We start from the raw sequence: 16,159 nt of genomic DNA, 5'->3' as shown, positions 1-16,159 counted from the left end.
TTTTCTGGCATTGCCGCATTGCCACTGCCCGCAAAGCCCCTGTTTACGGGCTTTTTTCAATTGGCACGACGCTTGCTATGTCCCTGTTACGAAAAATCAGGTCACCCGAAGGTTTCCGACATGAGCATCAGCTTCGATAAAGCGCTCGGTATCCACGAACAAGCCCTGGGCTTCCGCGCTCAGCGTGCCGAAGTCCTGGCCAACAACATCGCCAACGCCGACACCCCGAACTACAAGGCTCGGGATCTGGACTTCTCGAAAGTGCTCGCCGAGCAGAACGAGAAGACCAAGAACGGCACTTTCGCCTTGAACATGACCAACAGCCGTCATATCGAAGCCGAAGGCCTGGGCAATGGCGACGAGTCGCTGCTGTATCGCACGCCGATGCAACCGTCGATCGACCAGAACACCGTGGATGCCCAGCTGGAACAGTCGAACTACGCGGAAAACGCGGTCAACTTCCAAGCCAGCTTCACCCTGCTCAACAGCAAATTCAAAGGGCTGATGTCAGCCCTTCGTGGAGAGTAAGTCATGTCTCTAGCCAGTGTTTTCAACATTGCCGGTAGCGGCATGAGTGCCCAGACCACTCGCTTGAACACCGTCGCCTCGAACATCGCCAACGCCGAAACCGTCTCGTCGAGCATCGACCAGACCTACCGTGCACGGCACCCGGTATTCGCCACCATGTTCCAGGGTGGCCAGAGCGGTGGCAGCGACTCGCTGTTCCAGAACCAGGACGCGGCCGGTCAAGGCGTGCAAGTGCTGGGCGTGGTCGAGGACCAGAGCAACCTTGAGGCGCGCTACGAGCCGAACCATCCGGCGGCTGACGCCAAGGGCTACGTCTACTACCCGAACGTCAACGTGGTGGAAGAAATGGCTGACATGATTTCCGCGAGCCGTTCGTTCCAGACCAACGCCGAAATGATGAACACCGCCAAAACCATGATGCAGAAGGTCCTGACCCTCGGTCAGTGATAAGGGGCGACTCAGATGAGTGTTACCGATACCACCAGTGGCATTAGCCTCAAGGACATCCTGGCCAACTCCTCGATCAAGACCAGCACCACGACGGATGGCCTGACGTCGGCGACGAACAGCGCCACCGGCAAAAAGGCCCTGGGCAAGGACGCGTTCCTGCAGTTGCTGGTAACGCAACTGAAAAACCAGAACCCGCTGGAACCGCAGGACAACGGCGCGTTCGTCGCCCAGTTGGCCCAGTTCAGTAGCCTGGAAGGCATCACCACGCTTAACGACACCGTCAGTGGCCTGGCGAGCAATTACAACTCGTCCCAGGCATTGCAGGCGTCGTCGCTGGTCGGACGTTCGGTTATTGCACCGACCGACAAGGCGGTGGTCGATACCTCCAAGAGTTTCAGCGGCACCATTGCCGTACCGGCGTCGGTGGACCCGGTCAAGGTCAAGATCACCGATACCGATGGCAAGGTTGTCCGCACGATCGACCTGGCCAGCCAGAAAACCGGTACTTCCAGTTTCATCTGGGACGGCAAAAACGACGCAGGCGAAGTGGCCACGGCGGGTACCTATACCTTCGGCGCTACGGCGACCTACGACGGCAAGGCGACCTCGCTGGTGACGTACCTGCCGGCCACCGTCAACAGCGTGACCATCAGCCAGACCGGCGGTGAGTTGATGCTCAACCTGGCCGGGGCGGGCAGCATCGCTCTGTCCAAAGTACAAACTATTGGTATGTAGAGCCGACTAACACGGCACAAAGGAGTGGAATATGTCTTTCAATATCGGCCTTAGCGGTCTCTATGCAGCCAACAAACAACTGGACGTGACCGGCAACAACATCGCCAACGTCGCGACCACCGGTTTCAAATCGTCCCGTGCGGAATTCGAAGACGTTTACTCGGCCACCAAGCTGGGTACCGGCAGCAAAACCATCGGTAACGGCGTGCGCCTGTCCAACGTTTCCCAGCAGTTCACCCAGGGCGACGTCAGCAACACCGGCAACGTGCTGGACATGGGTATCAATGGTTCCGGTTTCTTCGTGCTGAGCGAGAACGGTTCGATGTCCTACACCCGTGCCGGTACGTTCAAGGTCGACAAGGACGGTTACGTCACCAATAGCGATGGCTCTGCGCGTCTGCAGGGTTATGGCGTGGATGCCAATGGCAAGATCCTCAATGGTGTTTTGACTGACCTGCGCATCGATACGTCGAACCTGGCGCCAAAAAACACCTCCACGGTTTCGTCGACGATCAACCTGAACTCCACAGCTCCCATCATCAACCAGACTACCAATCCGTTTGACCCGTCCAAGGAAGCGTCTTTCACCAAGCAGTTCAGTACCCCGATTTATGATACCCAGGGTAACCAGCACATCATGGATCAATACATGGTCAAGACTGCTGACAACACCTGGAAGACCTACACCCTGATCGAGGGTCGCAACCCGGATGGCAGCGATCCTACTCTTGCCGCTTCCCTTCCGGTCGCTTCGACCATGAACTTCGACAGCTCCGGCAAGCTGACTTCGGTCACCACACCGGTTGTTCCAGCGACCGTTCCGCCATCCGTGGTAACCAGCCCTGACCTGCAGGTCACCGGCTGGGTTCCGGGTACCGTGACCAATGGCGTGTGGAAAGCCAACGGCGCTGCCTCCGGCGTCGTTACGGTCTCCATGGACAAAACCACGCAGTACAACGCTGACACCGCGCGTTCGATTCCTTCGCAAAACGGCTACGCCACCGGCCAGATCACCAACCTGACCATCGATACCAGCGGTGTGATGCTCGCCAACTTCAGCAACAGCCAGACCAAGGCCATCGGTCAGATCTCGCTCGCCAGTTTCACCAACGAACAAGGTTTGCAGCCTGTAGGCGGCACCAGTTGGAAAGAAACCTATTCGTCGGGTATCCCGGGCTACGATGCGCCGAACACCGGTACCCTGGGCGAGATCCACTCCAACTCTCTGGAAGAGTCCAACGTCAACCTGACCAATGAACTGGTCGACCTGATCAAGGCGCAGAGCAACTACCAGGCGAACGCCAAGACCATCTCCACCCAAAGCACCATCATGCAGACCATCATTCAGATGACCTGATGCGGGTTGGCGGATAACGCTGCACAAAGAGCCCCTCAATCGAGGGGCTTTTTTATGGCTGGCAAAAAGATCGCAGCCTCGTTTCACTCGACAGCTCCTACAGGAAATAGCGGTCCCCTGTAGGAGCTGTCGAGTGAAACGAGGCTGCGATCTTTTGATCTTGAAAGGCAGGCAAAAGAAAACCCCCGACAAGCCAGAGGCCTGTCGGGGGTTTCGAGTAAGCGCCTTGCGGCGCCTACCGGCTCAGCTTATTGGCAAGCTTCGCAATCCGGCTCGTCGATGGCGCAAGCCTTTGGCACTGGAGCAGGGCCGGCAGGTGCTGCCAGGACCGAATCTTCACCGTGGTTGCCGCCGCTGGAAACAGCGTTCAGCTTGCCGGTGTTGATGGTCGACTTCTCGGTGCTGGTCGCGGCCAGGGCACGGAGGTAGTAAGTGGTTTTCAGACCACGGTACCAGGCCATGCGGTAGGTCACGTCCAGCTTCTTGCCCGATGCGCCAGCGATGTACAGGTTCAGCGACTGAGCCTGGTCGATCCACTTCTGGCGACGGCTTGCCGCGTCAACGATCCACTTGGTGTCCACTTCGAAGGCAGTCGCGTAGAGCTCTTTGAGTTCTTGCGGGATGCGCTCGATCTGTTGCACCGAACCGTCGTAGTACTTCAGGTCGTTGATCATGACCGAGTCCCACAGACCGCGAGCCTTCAGGTCGCGAACCAGGTACGGGTTGATCACGGTGAATTCGCCCGACAGGTTCGATTTCACGTAGAGGTTCTGGTAGGTCGGTTCGATCGACTGCGATACGCCAGTGATGTTGGCGATGGTCGCGGTCGGTGCGATGGCCATGATGTTGGAGTTACGAATGCCTTTCTGAACGCGGGCACGAACCGGTGCCCAGTCCAGGGATTCGTTCAGGTCAACGTCGATGTACTTCTGGCCACGTTGCTCGATCAGGATCTGTTGCGAATCCAGCGGCAGGATGCCTTTGGACCACAGCGAACCCTGGAACGTCTCGTAGGCGCCGCGCTCGTCGGCCAGGTCGCAGGAAGCCTGGATCGCGTAGTAGCTGACCGCTTCCATCGACTTGTCGGCGAACTCGACGGCAGCGTCGGAACCGTAAGGAATGTGCTGCAGGTACAAAGCGTCCTGGAAGCCCATGATGCCCAGACCGACCGGACGGTGCTTGAAGTTGGAGTTCTTCGCTTGTGGCACCGAGTAGTAGTTGATGTCGATAACGTTATCGAGCATGCGAACGGCGGTGTTCACGGTGCGTTCCAGCTTGGCGGTGTCCAGCTTGCCGTTGGTGATGTGGTTCGGCAGGTTGATCGAGCCCAGGTTGCAAACGGCGATCTCGTCCTTGTTGGTGTTCAAGGTGATCTCGGTGCACAGGTTCGAGCTGTGAACCACACCGACGTGCTGCTGCGGGCTGCGCAGGTTGCACGGGTCTTTGAAGGTCAGCCATGGGTGGCCGGTTTCAAACAGCATGGACAGCATTTTGCGCCACAGGTCTTTGGCCTGGATGGTCTTGAACAGCTTGATCTTGCCCGGGTACTCGGACAGGGCTTCGTAGTACTCGTAACGCTCTTCGAAAGCCTTGCCGGTCAGGTCGTGCAGGTCCGGCACTTCGGACGGCGAGAACAGGGTCCACTTGCCGTCATCGAAGACGCGCTTCATGAACAGGTCAGGGATCCAGTTGGCAGTGTTCATGTCGTGGGTACGACGACGATCATCACCGGTGTTCTTGCGCAGCTCGATGAACTCTTCGATGTCCATGTGCCAGGTTTCCAGGTAGGCACAGACAGCGCCTTTGCGCTTGCCACCCTGGTTAACGGCAACGGCGGTGTCGTTCACTACTTTCAGGAACGGAACAACGCCCTGGGATTTGCCGTTGGTGCCCTTGATGTACGAACCGAGTGCACGAACCGGGGTCCAGTCGTTGCCTAGGCCGCCCGCGAATTTCGACAACATGGCGTTGTCGTGGATCGCGTGGTAGATGCCCGACAGGTCATCCGGCACGGTGGTCAGGTAGCAGCTCGACAGCTGTGGACGCAGGGTGCCGGCGTTGAACAGGGTCGGGGTCGACGACATGTAGTCGAAGGACGACAACAAGTTGTAGAACTCGATCGCACGGTCTTCTTTGTTCTTCTCTTCGATCGCCAGGCCCATGGCCACGCGCATGAAGAAAATCTGCGGCAGTTCGAAGCGGATACCGTCCTTGTGGATGAAGTAACGGTCGTACAGGGTTTGCAGGCCCAGGTACGTGAACTGCTGATCGCGCTCGTGGTTGATCGCCTTGCCGAGTTTTTCCAGGTCGAAGGTGGCCAGGACCGGGTTCAGCAATTCGAATTCGATACCTTTGGCGATGTAAGCAGGCAAGGCCTTGGCGTACAGGTCGACCATTTCGTGGTGGGTCGCGCTTTCGGCGACTTCCAGGAAGCTCAGGCCTTCGGCACGCAGGGTGTCCATCAGCAGGCGAGCGGTCACGAACGAGTAGTTCGGCTCACGCTCAACCAGGGTACGGGCGGTCATCACCAGGGCGGTGTTGACGTCGGTCAGGGCCACACCGTCGTACAGGTTTTTCAGGGTTTCGCGCTGGATCAGGTCGCCGTCGACTTCTTCCAGGCCTTCGCACGCTTCGGTAACGATGGTGTTCAGGCGACCCATGTCCAGAGGAGCAAAGGTGCCATCGGCGCGGGTGATGCGGATCGACGGGTGAGCGTTGACTGCTTCTTCGGCCGGAGCGTGGGCAGCGCGTTCTTTCGAACGACCGTCACGGTAGATCACGTAGTCGCGCGCCACTTTCTGCTCGCCGGCACGCATCAGGGCCAGTTCGACCTGGTCCTGGATTTCTTCGATGTGGATGGTGCCGCCCGATGGCATGCGACGCTTGAAGGTCGCGGTGACTTGTTCGGTCAGACGGGCAACGGTGTCGTGGATTCGCGACGAAGCGGCAGCGGTGCCGCCCTCAACTGCGAGAAACGCTTTGGTGATAGCGACGGTGATTTTGTCATCGGTGTAAGGAACGACAGTGCCGTTACGCTTGATCACGCGCAGTTGGCCTGGCGCGGTGGCGGACAGATCCGAAGTCGAATCTGCGGCCTGCGGCAAGGTGCCCTGCGGGTTCTCGCGAGTTGTGTCGGTTTGCATGGGGGGTTGTCTCCACATTCTCTATGTTTGTTTGGGCACCATCACGGTGCCCACCGTTCCGTCCTGAAGCACTACAACCGGCGAGGGGCCGGGCATACCAACTTCGGGACAGATCAGGAAGGGGCAATTGGGGCGCCGCTTCCATGCCGAAGTCTTTGGTCCCAGGCCTTGAACCTGAAACCGGGATCCTTTTGGGTGACAGTAATTGACTGCAACACCCGTACCGTTAACGCCGTTTTCGGCTCAAAAACAGTAGCCATCCGCACGCGCGGTTTGGTCTTTCAAAAATACGTTTGGTTCAACCGGAAAGAGGCAATAAAAGCGCTTGAAATCGGTGTCCGGTTTGTGTTTGGTTTTTGGCGTAAAACCCTACATGTAGGGTTTTTTTCGCGCCGAGGTACAAGATAATGCGTTTTGGAGGGTGTTGCAACGTACTACCTGTGGATAAACCTGTGCGTAAATTGTGTGTGAAACGTAGAACGAGCGTGTAGGCCGCGACCTAGCTGGAGCGGACCGTTTTTCACTGATTTTCAATGATTGAAAACGGTCATTTGGATTTTTAAGGGCGCGAACCCTATCACAAAAATCCGCGTTGTCCGAACGCATTTACCGGCTTGTGTTCTCGGCGGGCGGCGTTTATACAATCGGCCAGTGCGTACGCATTCTTATCCTCCCCAATCATTACAAAAAGACGGGCGGATCCTTCCTTATTAGTGTTGTTGGCAAGCAGAGGTCACCGTGGAGCAAGAAGCCTGGCAGGTATTGATTGTCGAGGACGACCAGCGTCTGGCCGAACTGACCCGCGACTACCTGGAAGCCAATGGTCTGCGCGTATCCATCGAGGGCAACGGCGCCTTGGCCGCGGCACGGATCATCAAGGAGAAACCGGACCTGGTGATCCTCGACCTGATGTTGCCGGGCGAAGATGGCCTGAGCATCTGCCGCAAGGTTCGCGACAAGTATGACGGCCCGATCCTGATGCTCACCGCCCGCACCGACGACACCGATCAGATTCTCGGCCTGGACCTGGGCGCCGACGACTACGTGTGCAAACCGGTTCGCCCACGTCTGCTGCTGGCGCGCATCCAGGCCTTGTTGCGACGCAGTGAAACTCCTGAAGTGGCGCCGGAAAAACAACGGCGTCTGCAGTTCGGTCCGTTGGTGGTCGACAACGCATTGCGCGAAGCCTGGCTTAACGACAACGGCATCGAGTTGACCAGCGCAGAGTTTGACTTGCTCTGGCTGCTGGTCGCCAACGCCGGACGCATCCTGTCCCGGGAAGAGATTTTCACCGCGCTGCGTGGCATTGGCTATGACGGCCAGGACCGTTCCATCGACGTGCGCATCTCGCGCATTCGCCCGAAAATCGGCGATGACCCGGAGCATCCGCGGCTGATCAAGACCATCCGCAGCAAAGGTTATCTGTTCGTTCCGGAAGCCTGCACGCTGTGAACTCGATCTTCCTGCGCATTTATGGCGGCATGTGCGCGGCGCTGATTCTGGTCGCGGTACTCGGCGTGCTGGCCTTGCACCTGCTTAACCAAGTGCGCGGCGAGCAATACCGCGAACGCCTGGCCCACGGCACGTTCTCGTTGATGGCCGACAATCTGAACCCGATGAACGAAACCGAGCGCCACCGTGCCTTGCTGGTGTGGGAGCGGTTGCTGGGGATTCCGCTGGCGCTGAAGACCTTTGCCCAGACCGACCTTGACCTCACCCAGCGCACCCGCGTGCTGCGCGGTCAGGCGCTGGTGGAACAGACCGGTCCGCACGCGGCGAAGGTGTATCGACTGGTCAGCGACAAGGAACAGCTGGTTCTGACCGGCGAAGTTCAGCAGATCAGCGAACAACTGGCCCGGGCGACTATTTACCTGTTGGCCGACGAACTGGTGCGCTACCCGGTGGCTGAGCAACCCGAGCGCCTGGCGCAGTTGAAGCGCGATAAAGGGTTTGGTTTCGACTTGCGGCTGGTGACGATCGAACAGGCGGACATGGACGAGGACCAGAGTCGCCGGGTGTCCGAGGGTGACACGGTGATGGCGCTGGGCAAGGGCGGCGATTCGATCCGGGTGTTTGCCGGCATGGTCGGCACGCCGTGGGTGCTGGAAATCGGCCCGTTGTATCAGATGAATCCTTATCCGCCGGAATGGCTGGTACTGATCGCTGCCCTCGGTTTGAGCCTGATCGGTTTGATCGTCTATTTGTTGGTGCGCCAACTTGAGCGCCGTTTGCGTGGCCTGGAAGCGGCCGCCACGCGCATCGCCAAGGGCAGCCTGGAAACCCGCGTGCCGGCACGCGGCGCGGACTCGGTGGGACGTCTGGCTTCGGCGTTCAACGGCATGGCCGAGCACTTGCAGCAACTGTTGGCGATTCAGCGTGAGCTGGTGCGCGCCGTGTCTCATGAGCTGCGCACACCCGTGGCGCGGTTGCGTTTTGGCCTGGAAATGATCGGCTCGGCCACCACGCCGCAAGCGTTGGAAAAATACTGTGAAGGCATGGACCACGACATCGAGGATCTCGATCGACTGGTGGACGAGATGCTCACCTACGCACGATTGGAGCAGGGTTCGCCGGCGCTGAATTTTCAGCGGATCGATCTGGATGCGTTGGTCAATCAGGTGATCGAAGAACTGGCGCCGTTACGCGCCGAGGTCACGGTACAGCGCGGTTTGTGCCTGTCTGCCTCGGACAACGACGACGCCTGGGTCGAGGCCGAGCCGCGTTACCTGCACCGGGCATTGCAGAACCTGGTGAGCAACGCCATGCGCCACGCCCAATCACGGGTGACCGTCAGCTATCAGGTCGGGCAGCAGCGCTGTCGAGTGGATGTCGAGGATGACGGGCCGGGTGTGCCGGAAACGGCCTGGGAGAAGATTTTCACGCCATTCCTGCGCCTCGATGACAGCCGTACCCGCGCCTCCGGTGGGCATGGGTTGGGGTTGTCCATCGTGCGGCGAATCATCCATTGGCATGATGGCCGGGCATTGATCAGCAAGAGCAAAAGCCTGGGCGGGGCGTGTTTCAGCCTGAGCTGGCCGAGGAATCAGGAGAAGCGGTGAGATTGTTGGTGTCTGTTCTGGCCTCATCGCGAGCAAGCTCGCTCCCACATTGGATCTATGCAACACCACAAACCCCTGTGGGAGCGAGCTTGCTCGCGATGGGGCCCTAACAGACGCTACAAATATTCAGGCCTTGATGCTGACCAGACTCAACAACTGCCCATCAATGACCCCAAACTGCGCATCCAGCTCAGTGCCGTTACGCCATTCGCTGGACAGATCAGTCAGCAGCCGCAGCCGCACTTCACCGCTCTCGCTCCACTCCAGAACCTCGGCATGTTCAAAATAAAAGCGCTGCTGAACGATCGGATACAGCGCCTTGAACAGGCTTTCCTTCACCGAAAACGTCAGGGTCACCAGCATCGCCAACTGATCGCGACGGCCAGCGGCCATGCGTTGCAACTCGGGCGGGGTGAGGATTTCCCCGGCCAGTCGCTCGGCCCGTTCAGGGTTGAGCAGGTTTTCCAGGTCCATCCCCAGGCCGCGCCAGTGGGTTTTCTTCGCGACAATCGCCGAGGCCCGGCCGGTGCTGTGGGTGATCGAGCCCGTGATGTGTGTCGGCCACACCGGTGCCCGGTCCTCGCCGATGGCCGGGATGAAGTTCAGCCCTTCCAACTGTTGCAACGCCGCCCGAGCGCAAACCCGCCCGGCGAGAAACTCCGCCTGACGCTTGGCGACCGAACGCTGGATGGTGGGCGGCGGCTCGATGGCGCTGCGCTGGAAATCATCGCTGGCCAGTTGCGAGGTATCGAAGTGAGTACTCAACAGCACCGTATCGGGCAGCGCAAACGGCAGCGGCCAATGGGCATCGAGTGGAGTGCAGCAGACGGGTAGGGCGGGGGCGCGATTCATGTGGGGCATTTTGCCGGGTTGCCTTCAGGCTGGGTAGTGCAAAGGTTCAGATCGGCGTCGTGGCCTTCGCGAGCAGGCTCGCTCCCACAGGGATTGGTGGCGCTGCATAAATCCAGTGTGGGAGCGAGCCTGCTCGCGAAGGCCTCGCCGCGGTCTACCTGATCAGCCAAAGATTTTTTTGAAAAACGCCTGCATGTCCGCCCAGGATTTTTCATCCGCCGCTTTGTTGTAGCCAATGTCCGGCCCACCATGATCGCCATGGCTCAACCGATCCGCATCAGGATTGCTGAACCCATGCTTGGCGCCCTCCAGGCTGACGAACTTATAGTCAGCCCCAGCCTTGTCCATTTCAGCCTTGAACGCTGCCACGTTATCCGGCGTGATCATGCTGTCCATCGCCCCATGTTCAACAAGGATTTTCGCTTTCACACTACCCGGCGCCGCAGGCGTCTTGGTCGCCAGCGCACCGTGAAAACTCACCACACCCGACAGCGGCAAACCCTGACGTGCCGCATTCAGCACCACGCCACCGCCGAAGCAATAACCGATAGCGGCGATTTTGTTCGGGTCGGTTTGCGGCTGTTTCTTCAGCAGATCGAGCCCGGCCTGAAAGCGCGCGCTCGCCGCGTCACTGTCCTTCAGCGCGGCTTGCATAAACACCATGGCGTCCTTGGGATGCTCAGTGTTCTTGCCATCGCCATACATGTCGATGGCCAGCGCGCTGTAACCCAGACCGGCGAGATCACGGGCGCGGCGCTTGGTGTATTCGTTGAGCCCCCACCATTCGTGCACCACCACCACGCCAGGGCGTGCGCCTTTGATGGCGTCGTCATAGGCGAAGTAGCCGATCATCTTGGTGCCGTCAGCACTTTGATAGGGGATTTCCTGAGTCTTGATCGCGGCTTGGCTGAGCCCGCTCACGGCCAGTAATACGAGGGCGAGGAAAATGCGCATCGTCGGATCTCCTGCAAAGAGTCATCAAAACAGCCGAGTCGATTTGATTCAGCTCAGGTTCAGAGTGCGTTCAGGGGGAGTTCAGGGCCGGGTGAGTAACCTTGCCCCGTACCCAAATAGCACATAGCGCATAAGGAACTCCCCTATGACTGGTTTCAAAAAACTGCTTCTGGCTTTCACTGTCCTGAGCGCGAGTACCGCGGCTTTCGCTTCCGACGACAATTTCGCCAGCCTTACTTTTGGACAGACCAGCGACAAAGTCAAAAAGTCCCACGCCCTGAATGACAATCTCAACCACCCGAACGCCGACGGCGTGATCGGCAAAGACAACACCTGGGGTGTGCGTCTGGGTCAGCAAAACAGCCAGGGCCGCTACTACGCCACTTACGACAACGTGTCGGGCTCGCACAATGGCATTAAACTGCGTCAGGAAAACCTCCTGGGCAGCTACGATCTGTTCTACCCGGTGGGCGGCAGCACCAAATTGTTTGGCGGCGCCACGGCCGGTTTGACCAAAATGACTCAGGATTCCCCAGGCTTCAGCCGCGACAGCGACATCGGTTACGCCCTCGGCGGCCAATTGGGTGTCCTGCAACAGGTTTCGCAAAACACCTCGGTGGAACTGGGTTACCGTTACCTGCGCAGCAACGCCAGCACCGAGATGAGCGAGCGCGGTGGCAGCAAACAGGGTTCGCTGGACCTGACCAGCAGCGCCCAGACCTACCTGTCGGCGAACTACGCTTTCTAAGAAGCGCGTCCGAAAAGGCCTGCGCCGGATCAATCCAAAAGACTGATCCGGCGTCGCCATGTTAGCCATCGAGGTGCACGTGCCTCTGGAGATGATGATTTGCCTGGGAGAGCGTTATGAAACTGCTGGTCGTCGAAGATGAAGCGCTGTTGCGCCATCACCTGCAAACCCGCCTGACGGACAGCGGCCACGTGGTCGAGTCCGTGGCCAATGCCGAAGAGGCGCTGTACCAGACCGAGCAGTACAACCATGACCTGGCGGTGATCGACCTCGGCCTGCCGGGCATGGGCGGGCTCGACCTGATCCGTCAACTGCGCTCGCGCGGCAAGACCTTCCCGATCCTGATCCTCACCGCGCGCGGCAACTGGCAGGACAAGGTCGAAGGCCTCGCCGCTGGCGCCGACGATTACGTGGTCAAGCCGTTCCAGTTCGAAGAACTCGATGCGCGCCTGAATGCCTTGCTGCGCCGCTCCAGCGGTTTCACCCAATCGACCATCGTCGCCGGGCCGTTGCTGCTGGACCTCAATCGCAAACAGGCGTCCCTCGATGAACAACCGCTGGCGCTGACGGCGTACGAGTACCGGATTCTTGAGTACCTGATGCGGCATCACCAGCAAGTGGTAGCCAAGGATCGCTTGATGGAGCAGCTCTACCCGGACGACGACGAGCGCGATCCGAACGTGATCGAAGTGTTGGTCGGCCGTCTGCGCCGCAAGCTTGAAGGCCCGGCCGGCTTCAAACCGATCGATACCGTGCGTGGCCTTGGCTACCTGTTCAATGAGCGCTGCACTTGATTCGTTCCCTTCGCGTACGTTTGATGCTTGCCGCCACGATCCTGGCGGTGTTGTTCATGCTGGCGTTGCTGCCGGCAATGCAGGGCGCGTTCAGCCTGGCGTTGCAGGACTCGATCGAACAACGCCTGGCGTCGGACGTCACCACGCTGATTTCCGCCGCCCGGGTGGAAAATAACACCCTGCAAATGCCGGCGCAGTTGCCCGACGAGCGCTTCAACCTGACCGACAGCCGTTTGCTCGGCTACATCTACGACCGCGACGCTCACTTGGTGTGGCGCTCGAAAGCCACCCGCGAAGAGAAGATCAACTACAAACCGCGTTACGACGGACGCGGCAACGAGTTCGCCCGAATTCGCGAGGCCGACGGTCAGGAATTCTTCGTCTACGACGTCGAAGTCAAACTGCTCGGCGGCAAGAGCGCGGCGTTCAGCATCGTCGCGCTGCAACCGGTGCGTGAGTACGAAGCCACCCTCGAAGGCCTGCGGGAAAATCTCTACCTCGGATTCGGTGCCGCCTTGCTGGTGTTGCTCGCGCTGCTGTGGATCGGCCTGACCTGGGGCTTGCAGGCGTTGCGCCGACTCAGTCAGGAACTGGATGAGATCGAAAGCGGCACCCGCGAAAGCCTCAGCGAACAACACCCGCGCGAACTGCTGCGCCTGACCGGCTCCCTCAACCGCTTGCTGCACAGCGAGCGCGAACAACGCAGCCGCTATCGCGATTCCCTCGACGACCTGGCCCACAGCCTGAAAACCCCTCTGACCGTGCTGCAAGGCGTCAGCGAAGACATGGCCCAGCGTCCGGCCGATCGCAATCAGGCCTGGGTGCTGCAAACCCAGATCGAACGCATGAGCCAGCAGATCAGCTATCAACTGCAACGCGCCAGCCTGCGCAAAAGCGGTCTGGTGCGCCATCAGGTACGCCTGCGTCCGGTGCTGCAAAGCCTGTGCGACACGCTGGACAAGGTCTACCGCGACAAACGCGTGCGCGTTGCCTTCGATCTGCCGGAGCAGTGTTACGTGCCGATCGAACAGGGCGCCCTGCTGGAAATGATGGGCAACCTGCTGGAAAACGCCTATCGCCTGTGCCTCGGCGAAGTGCGCATCAGCGTGCGTGAAAGCCTTGCCGGGGTTGAGTTGTGTGTTGAGGATGATGGACCGGGCGTGCCGCCGGATCAGCGTGCGCGGATTCTGCAAAGGGGAGAGCGGCTGGACCGGCAGCATCCGGGGCAGGGGATTGGGCTCGCGGTGGTGAAGGACATTATCGAGAGCTATAGCGCGAAGCTGACGTTGGGGGATTCGCCCATGGGCGGGGCGGCGTTCCGGATTCATTTTCCGGTGGTTTAGTGATTGGCTGGGCTGGCCTCATCGCGAGCAGGCTCGCTCCCACGTTGGATTTGTGGCGTTCACAAATACCCTATTCACAGCCAATCCCTGTGGGAGCGAGCCTGCTCGCGATGAGGCAGGTTCAGCCACCACAAGGCTCATGTCAGACCGCTAAACAAGCACTGTTTAAACGACACTTCCAGATACTCTCCCAGGCTACACATCCTTGCGTCGTTGCCTACGACTACGCCAGAATCCGCCGGCTTGTGCGCCTGGGGCGTGGGCTCTATCGTTTCCGTGTCGCTGACGAATCAGCGATCGGGTTTAGCGATCCGATCCCCTACACAGACGCAAAAGCGCCCAAGTTTTGATTGCAGTTTTTAGTGCCTGCAATTTGCGTAATGGTGGCTGTGCGTGGGAGACCTTCGAGGTCTACCCGGGGTTTCTGTGACCCGGATCGCTAACCTGCGTACAGCCGCCACCTTTACTTGTTTAGCGATAGGTCGTGGCGGCTCAATCAACCACGGAGTTTCATATGTTCAAGATCACACCCAACCCGCCAGAAACCGACGACGTTTCCCCGCACGAAACCCCTGATTCCAAAAAGCTCAACGAAACCGCCGGCCGCGCCCTCGATCATTACCTCAACCCGGCCGCCCACATCAAAGCCACCCCGCGCACACCTGGCACCATGTTCATCGTCAACCCGGAGCTCGATACCGAAACCCTACTGGCCCACGCGTGCGAGTCGCTGGCCTCGGCCAATGTCATGGCCATGGATTTGGTGGACCATTTGGAGGGATCGAGTCGCAATTCGCTGTTGGGGATTGCGCAAATCATCATGCTGGGGGAGCTGGCGGTGAATCGGGCGCTGGATAGACTTGATCCTTCGTAGCAGTTTAGTCAGATAGACCGTGTCATCGTTCTTCGCGAGCAGGCTCGCTCCCACAAGGGATCTTCGGTGACCTCACTGATTGTGGACACCCGAGATCAAAAGTGGGAGCGAGCCTGCTCGCGAAGGGGCCAGTCAATTCAACCGAAGCGTCAGTTCTCTTGTGCGCGATAAGCCCCAGGCGTCAACCCGGTCCACTTCTTGAACGCCCGATGAAACGCCGAAGGCTCGGAAAACCCCAACTGCTCGGCAATCTGCTGCAACGACAAATCCGCACGCCCCAGGTGATAAATCGCAATGTCCCGCCGCAGCTGATCCTTCAATTCCTGAAAACTCGACCCTTCCTCCCGCAAATGCCGCCGCAAGGTCTGTGGGCTGATGTGCAAGTGCGCAGCCACCTCTTCCAGATCCGGCCAGCGTGAACTGTCGCGGCTGAGCAATCGGCGCAGCTGGCTGCTCAAACTGTCGCCGTCGTCCGGGCGCGACAACAGGTCGGCGGGGGAGTGTTCGAGGAAATGTTTGAGTGTCCGTTCGTCCTGCAACAGCGGCATGTTCAAGTAGCGACTGTGAAACAGCAGACTGCTCTGCGCCGTGGAAAAGACCATGGGGCAGGGGAACAGCAAATCGTATTCGGCGCCGTGCTCGGGTTTCGGGTAGCTGAACGTCGCCTGTTCCAGCCGAATGCGCTGGCCGATCAGCCAGCTGCCAAGTCGATGCCAGACCATCAACTGGCTCTCGGTGAGGAAGTGGTCCGGGTCGCGGAACTGCGAATCGTCGAGGCTCAGGCGAATCATGTGGTCTTCGCGGGTCAGGGTCAGACGCGGACCGTCAGGGAATAAGCTATAAAATAATAAGCCGCGGTGGAGTGCTTTCTCCAGATTGCGGCAGTGGATCACCGCATGGCACATCATCGCGAAGCTGCCGGTTTTGCTCGGAACCGGCCCGAAGCCCAGGTATTCGTCGTCCAGTGCCAGCCACAGTCCCTGGATCAATCGGGTGAACTGTTCAGGCGCGATTCTCGCTCGCGGCTCTTCAAGCAACTCGGGGCTGATGCCGAGTTGTTGCAGCAGGATTGAATAGTCGTAACCCAGCCGGCGTGCGCCACCGAGGGCGGCACGGGCGAAATGACTGGCGATGGTGCGTTCGCGCATAGAAGGCAGGTCCGTCCATTGAACGGCGGATGGTAGCCGTGGAACCTGATGATGAACAAGGCGGATATCCGCCAATTTGTAGGACGAGGTCTGGTCGATGGGCGGAAATCCGCCACTTTGCCGTAACCGTTTGGTGACAAAGAAAAACCTGCAACCCTTGATGTCAAAAGGCTT

General features: G+C 59.2%; 14 protein-coding genes. 10 read left to right on the top strand and 4 right to left on the bottom strand.

The features are described from left to right. Positions 1-120 precede the first annotated feature (120 nt). From flgB to flgE, 4 genes are read left to right on the top strand one after another with little or no spacing between them, the layout of a single operon-like run. Positions 121-528 (top strand): flagellar basal body rod protein FlgB, encoded by a 408-nt coding sequence (flgB, locus tag AC3IUE_RS25040; protein WP_489264095.1) that lies wholly within the window; start codon positions 121-123, stop codon positions 526-528. A gap of 3 nt (positions 529-531) precedes the next feature. Beyond that, positions 532-975 (top strand): flagellar basal body rod protein FlgC, encoded by a 444-nt coding sequence (gene flgC / locus AC3IUE_RS25035; RefSeq protein WP_046046514.1) that lies wholly within the window; start codon positions 532-534, stop codon positions 973-975. A gap of 15 nt (positions 976-990) precedes the next feature. Further along, on the top strand, positions 991-1,713 hold the full coding sequence (gene flgD, locus AC3IUE_RS25030) for a flagellar hook assembly protein FlgD (RefSeq protein WP_056743314.1): 723 nt from the start codon (positions 991-993) through the stop codon (positions 1,711-1,713). Between the two features lie 31 nt (positions 1,714-1,744). After that, the gene (gene flgE, locus AC3IUE_RS25025) at positions 1,745-3,070 is read left to right on the top strand and encodes a flagellar hook protein FlgE (RefSeq protein ID WP_056743312.1); all 1,326 of its coding nucleotides are present in this window, start codon (positions 1,745-1,747) and stop codon (positions 3,068-3,070) included. A gap of 248 nt (positions 3,071-3,318) precedes the next feature. Here flgE and AC3IUE_RS25020 read toward each other — a convergent pair whose 3' ends face one another. Then, complete coding sequence (locus AC3IUE_RS25020; RefSeq protein WP_056743310.1) at positions 3,319-6,213, bottom strand: ribonucleoside-diphosphate reductase subunit alpha; 2,895 nt, start codon at positions 6,211-6,213, stop codon at positions 3,319-3,321. 738 nt (positions 6,214-6,951) lie between these two features. Between AC3IUE_RS25020 and AC3IUE_RS25015 the strand changes: the two genes are divergently transcribed. Together AC3IUE_RS25015 and AC3IUE_RS25010 are read left to right on the top strand one after the other, a co-directional pair. Continuing rightward, on the top strand, positions 6,952-7,665 hold the full coding sequence (locus AC3IUE_RS25015; protein WP_046046510.1) for a response regulator: 714 nt from the start codon (positions 6,952-6,954) through the stop codon (positions 7,663-7,665). Continuing rightward, positions 7,662-9,272 carry an ATP-binding protein gene (locus tag AC3IUE_RS25010; protein WP_056743308.1) on the top strand — a complete coding sequence of 537 codons (1,611 nt, stop codon included), beginning with the start codon at positions 7,662-7,664 and terminating at the stop codon, positions 9,270-9,272. Before AC3IUE_RS25015 ends, AC3IUE_RS25010 begins: the two co-directional genes overlap by 4 nt. A gap of 126 nt (positions 9,273-9,398) precedes the next feature. Here the strand turns inward: AC3IUE_RS25010 and AC3IUE_RS25005 are convergent, their stop codons facing one another. Together AC3IUE_RS25005 and AC3IUE_RS25000 are read right to left on the bottom strand one after the other, a co-directional pair. After that, positions 9,399-10,124 carry a 4'-phosphopantetheinyl transferase family protein gene (locus AC3IUE_RS25005; protein ID WP_201784096.1) on the bottom strand — a complete coding sequence of 242 codons (726 nt, stop codon included), beginning with the start codon at positions 10,122-10,124 and terminating at the stop codon, positions 9,399-9,401. A 162-nt stretch (positions 10,125-10,286) separates the two neighbouring features. Beyond that, the gene (locus AC3IUE_RS25000) at positions 10,287-11,078 is read right to left on the bottom strand and encodes a dienelactone hydrolase family protein (protein ID WP_489264094.1); all 792 of its coding nucleotides are present in this window, start codon (positions 11,076-11,078) and stop codon (positions 10,287-10,289) included. Between the two features lie 145 nt (positions 11,079-11,223). Here AC3IUE_RS25000 and AC3IUE_RS24995 point away from each other — a divergent pair, with 145 nt between their 5' ends. The 4 genes from AC3IUE_RS24995 to AC3IUE_RS24980 all read left to right on the top strand — a co-directional run bounded on the left by AC3IUE_RS24995 (position 11,224) and on the right by AC3IUE_RS24980 (position 14,837). After that, positions 11,224-11,826, top strand: a complete 603-nt coding sequence (locus AC3IUE_RS24995; protein WP_056743301.1) for a hypothetical protein — start codon at positions 11,224-11,226, stop codon at positions 11,824-11,826. 116 nt (positions 11,827-11,942) lie between these two features. Next, on the top strand, positions 11,943-12,620 hold the full coding sequence (locus tag AC3IUE_RS24990; RefSeq protein WP_046046505.1) for a response regulator: 678 nt from the start codon (positions 11,943-11,945) through the stop codon (positions 12,618-12,620). Further along, positions 12,617-13,963: an ATP-binding protein gene (locus tag AC3IUE_RS24985; protein WP_489264093.1), complete on the top strand. Its 1,347-nt coding sequence runs from the start codon at positions 12,617-12,619 to the stop codon at positions 13,961-13,963. The genes AC3IUE_RS24990 and AC3IUE_RS24985 overlap by 4 nt, the downstream gene beginning before the upstream one ends. A 514-nt stretch (positions 13,964-14,477) precedes the next feature. Further along, positions 14,478-14,837, top strand: coding sequence for a DUF6124 family protein (locus AC3IUE_RS24980; protein WP_489264092.1), 360 nt, complete (start codon positions 14,478-14,480; stop codon positions 14,835-14,837). 149 nt (positions 14,838-14,986) lie between these two features. Here the strand turns inward: AC3IUE_RS24980 and AC3IUE_RS24975 are convergent, their stop codons facing one another. Further along, a complete protein-coding gene (locus AC3IUE_RS24975) occupies positions 14,987-15,985 on the bottom strand; it encodes an AraC family transcriptional regulator (protein WP_489264091.1) in 999 nt (332 codons plus the stop codon). Between the last annotated feature and the right edge of the window lie 174 nt (positions 15,986-16,159).

Source organism: Pseudomonas sp. GL_093 (assembly GCF_057837605.1).
Note: the sequence above shows the minus strand (reverse complement) of the source record. Positions and strands in the feature narration are given on the sequence as shown.

Excerpts from the sequence above, each read along its gene's own strand:
- AC3IUE_RS24990 (WP_046046505.1), top strand. The coding sequence starts at position 11,943 with ATGAAACTGCTGGTCGTCGAAGATGAAGCGCTGTTGCGCCATCACCTG.
- flgC (WP_046046514.1), top strand. The coding sequence starts at position 532 with ATGTCTCTAGCCAGTGTTTTCAACATTGCCGGTAGCGGCATGAGTGCC.
- AC3IUE_RS25005 (WP_201784096.1), bottom strand. The coding sequence starts at position 10,124 with ATGAATCGCGCCCCCGCCCTACCCGTCTGCTGCACTCCACTCGATGCC.
- flgD (WP_056743314.1), top strand. The coding sequence starts at position 991 with ATGAGTGTTACCGATACCACCAGTGGCATTAGCCTCAAGGACATCCTG.
- AC3IUE_RS24980 (WP_489264092.1), top strand. The coding sequence starts at position 14,478 with ATGTTCAAGATCACACCCAACCCGCCAGAAACCGACGACGTTTCCCCG.
- flgE (WP_056743312.1), top strand. The coding sequence starts at position 1,745 with ATGTCTTTCAATATCGGCCTTAGCGGTCTCTATGCAGCCAACAAACAA.
- AC3IUE_RS24975 (WP_489264091.1), bottom strand. The coding sequence starts at position 15,985 with ATGCGCGAACGCACCATCGCCAGTCATTTCGCCCGTGCCGCCCTCGGT.
- AC3IUE_RS24995 (WP_056743301.1), top strand. The coding sequence starts at position 11,224 with ATGACTGGTTTCAAAAAACTGCTTCTGGCTTTCACTGTCCTGAGCGCG.
- AC3IUE_RS25000 (WP_489264094.1), bottom strand. The coding sequence starts at position 11,078 with ATGCGCATTTTCCTCGCCCTCGTATTACTGGCCGTGAGCGGGCTCAGC.
- flgB (WP_489264095.1), top strand. The coding sequence starts at position 121 with ATGAGCATCAGCTTCGATAAAGCGCTCGGTATCCACGAACAAGCCCTG.
- AC3IUE_RS25020 (WP_056743310.1), bottom strand. The coding sequence starts at position 6,213 with ATGCAAACCGACACAACTCGCGAGAACCCGCAGGGCACCTTGCCGCAG.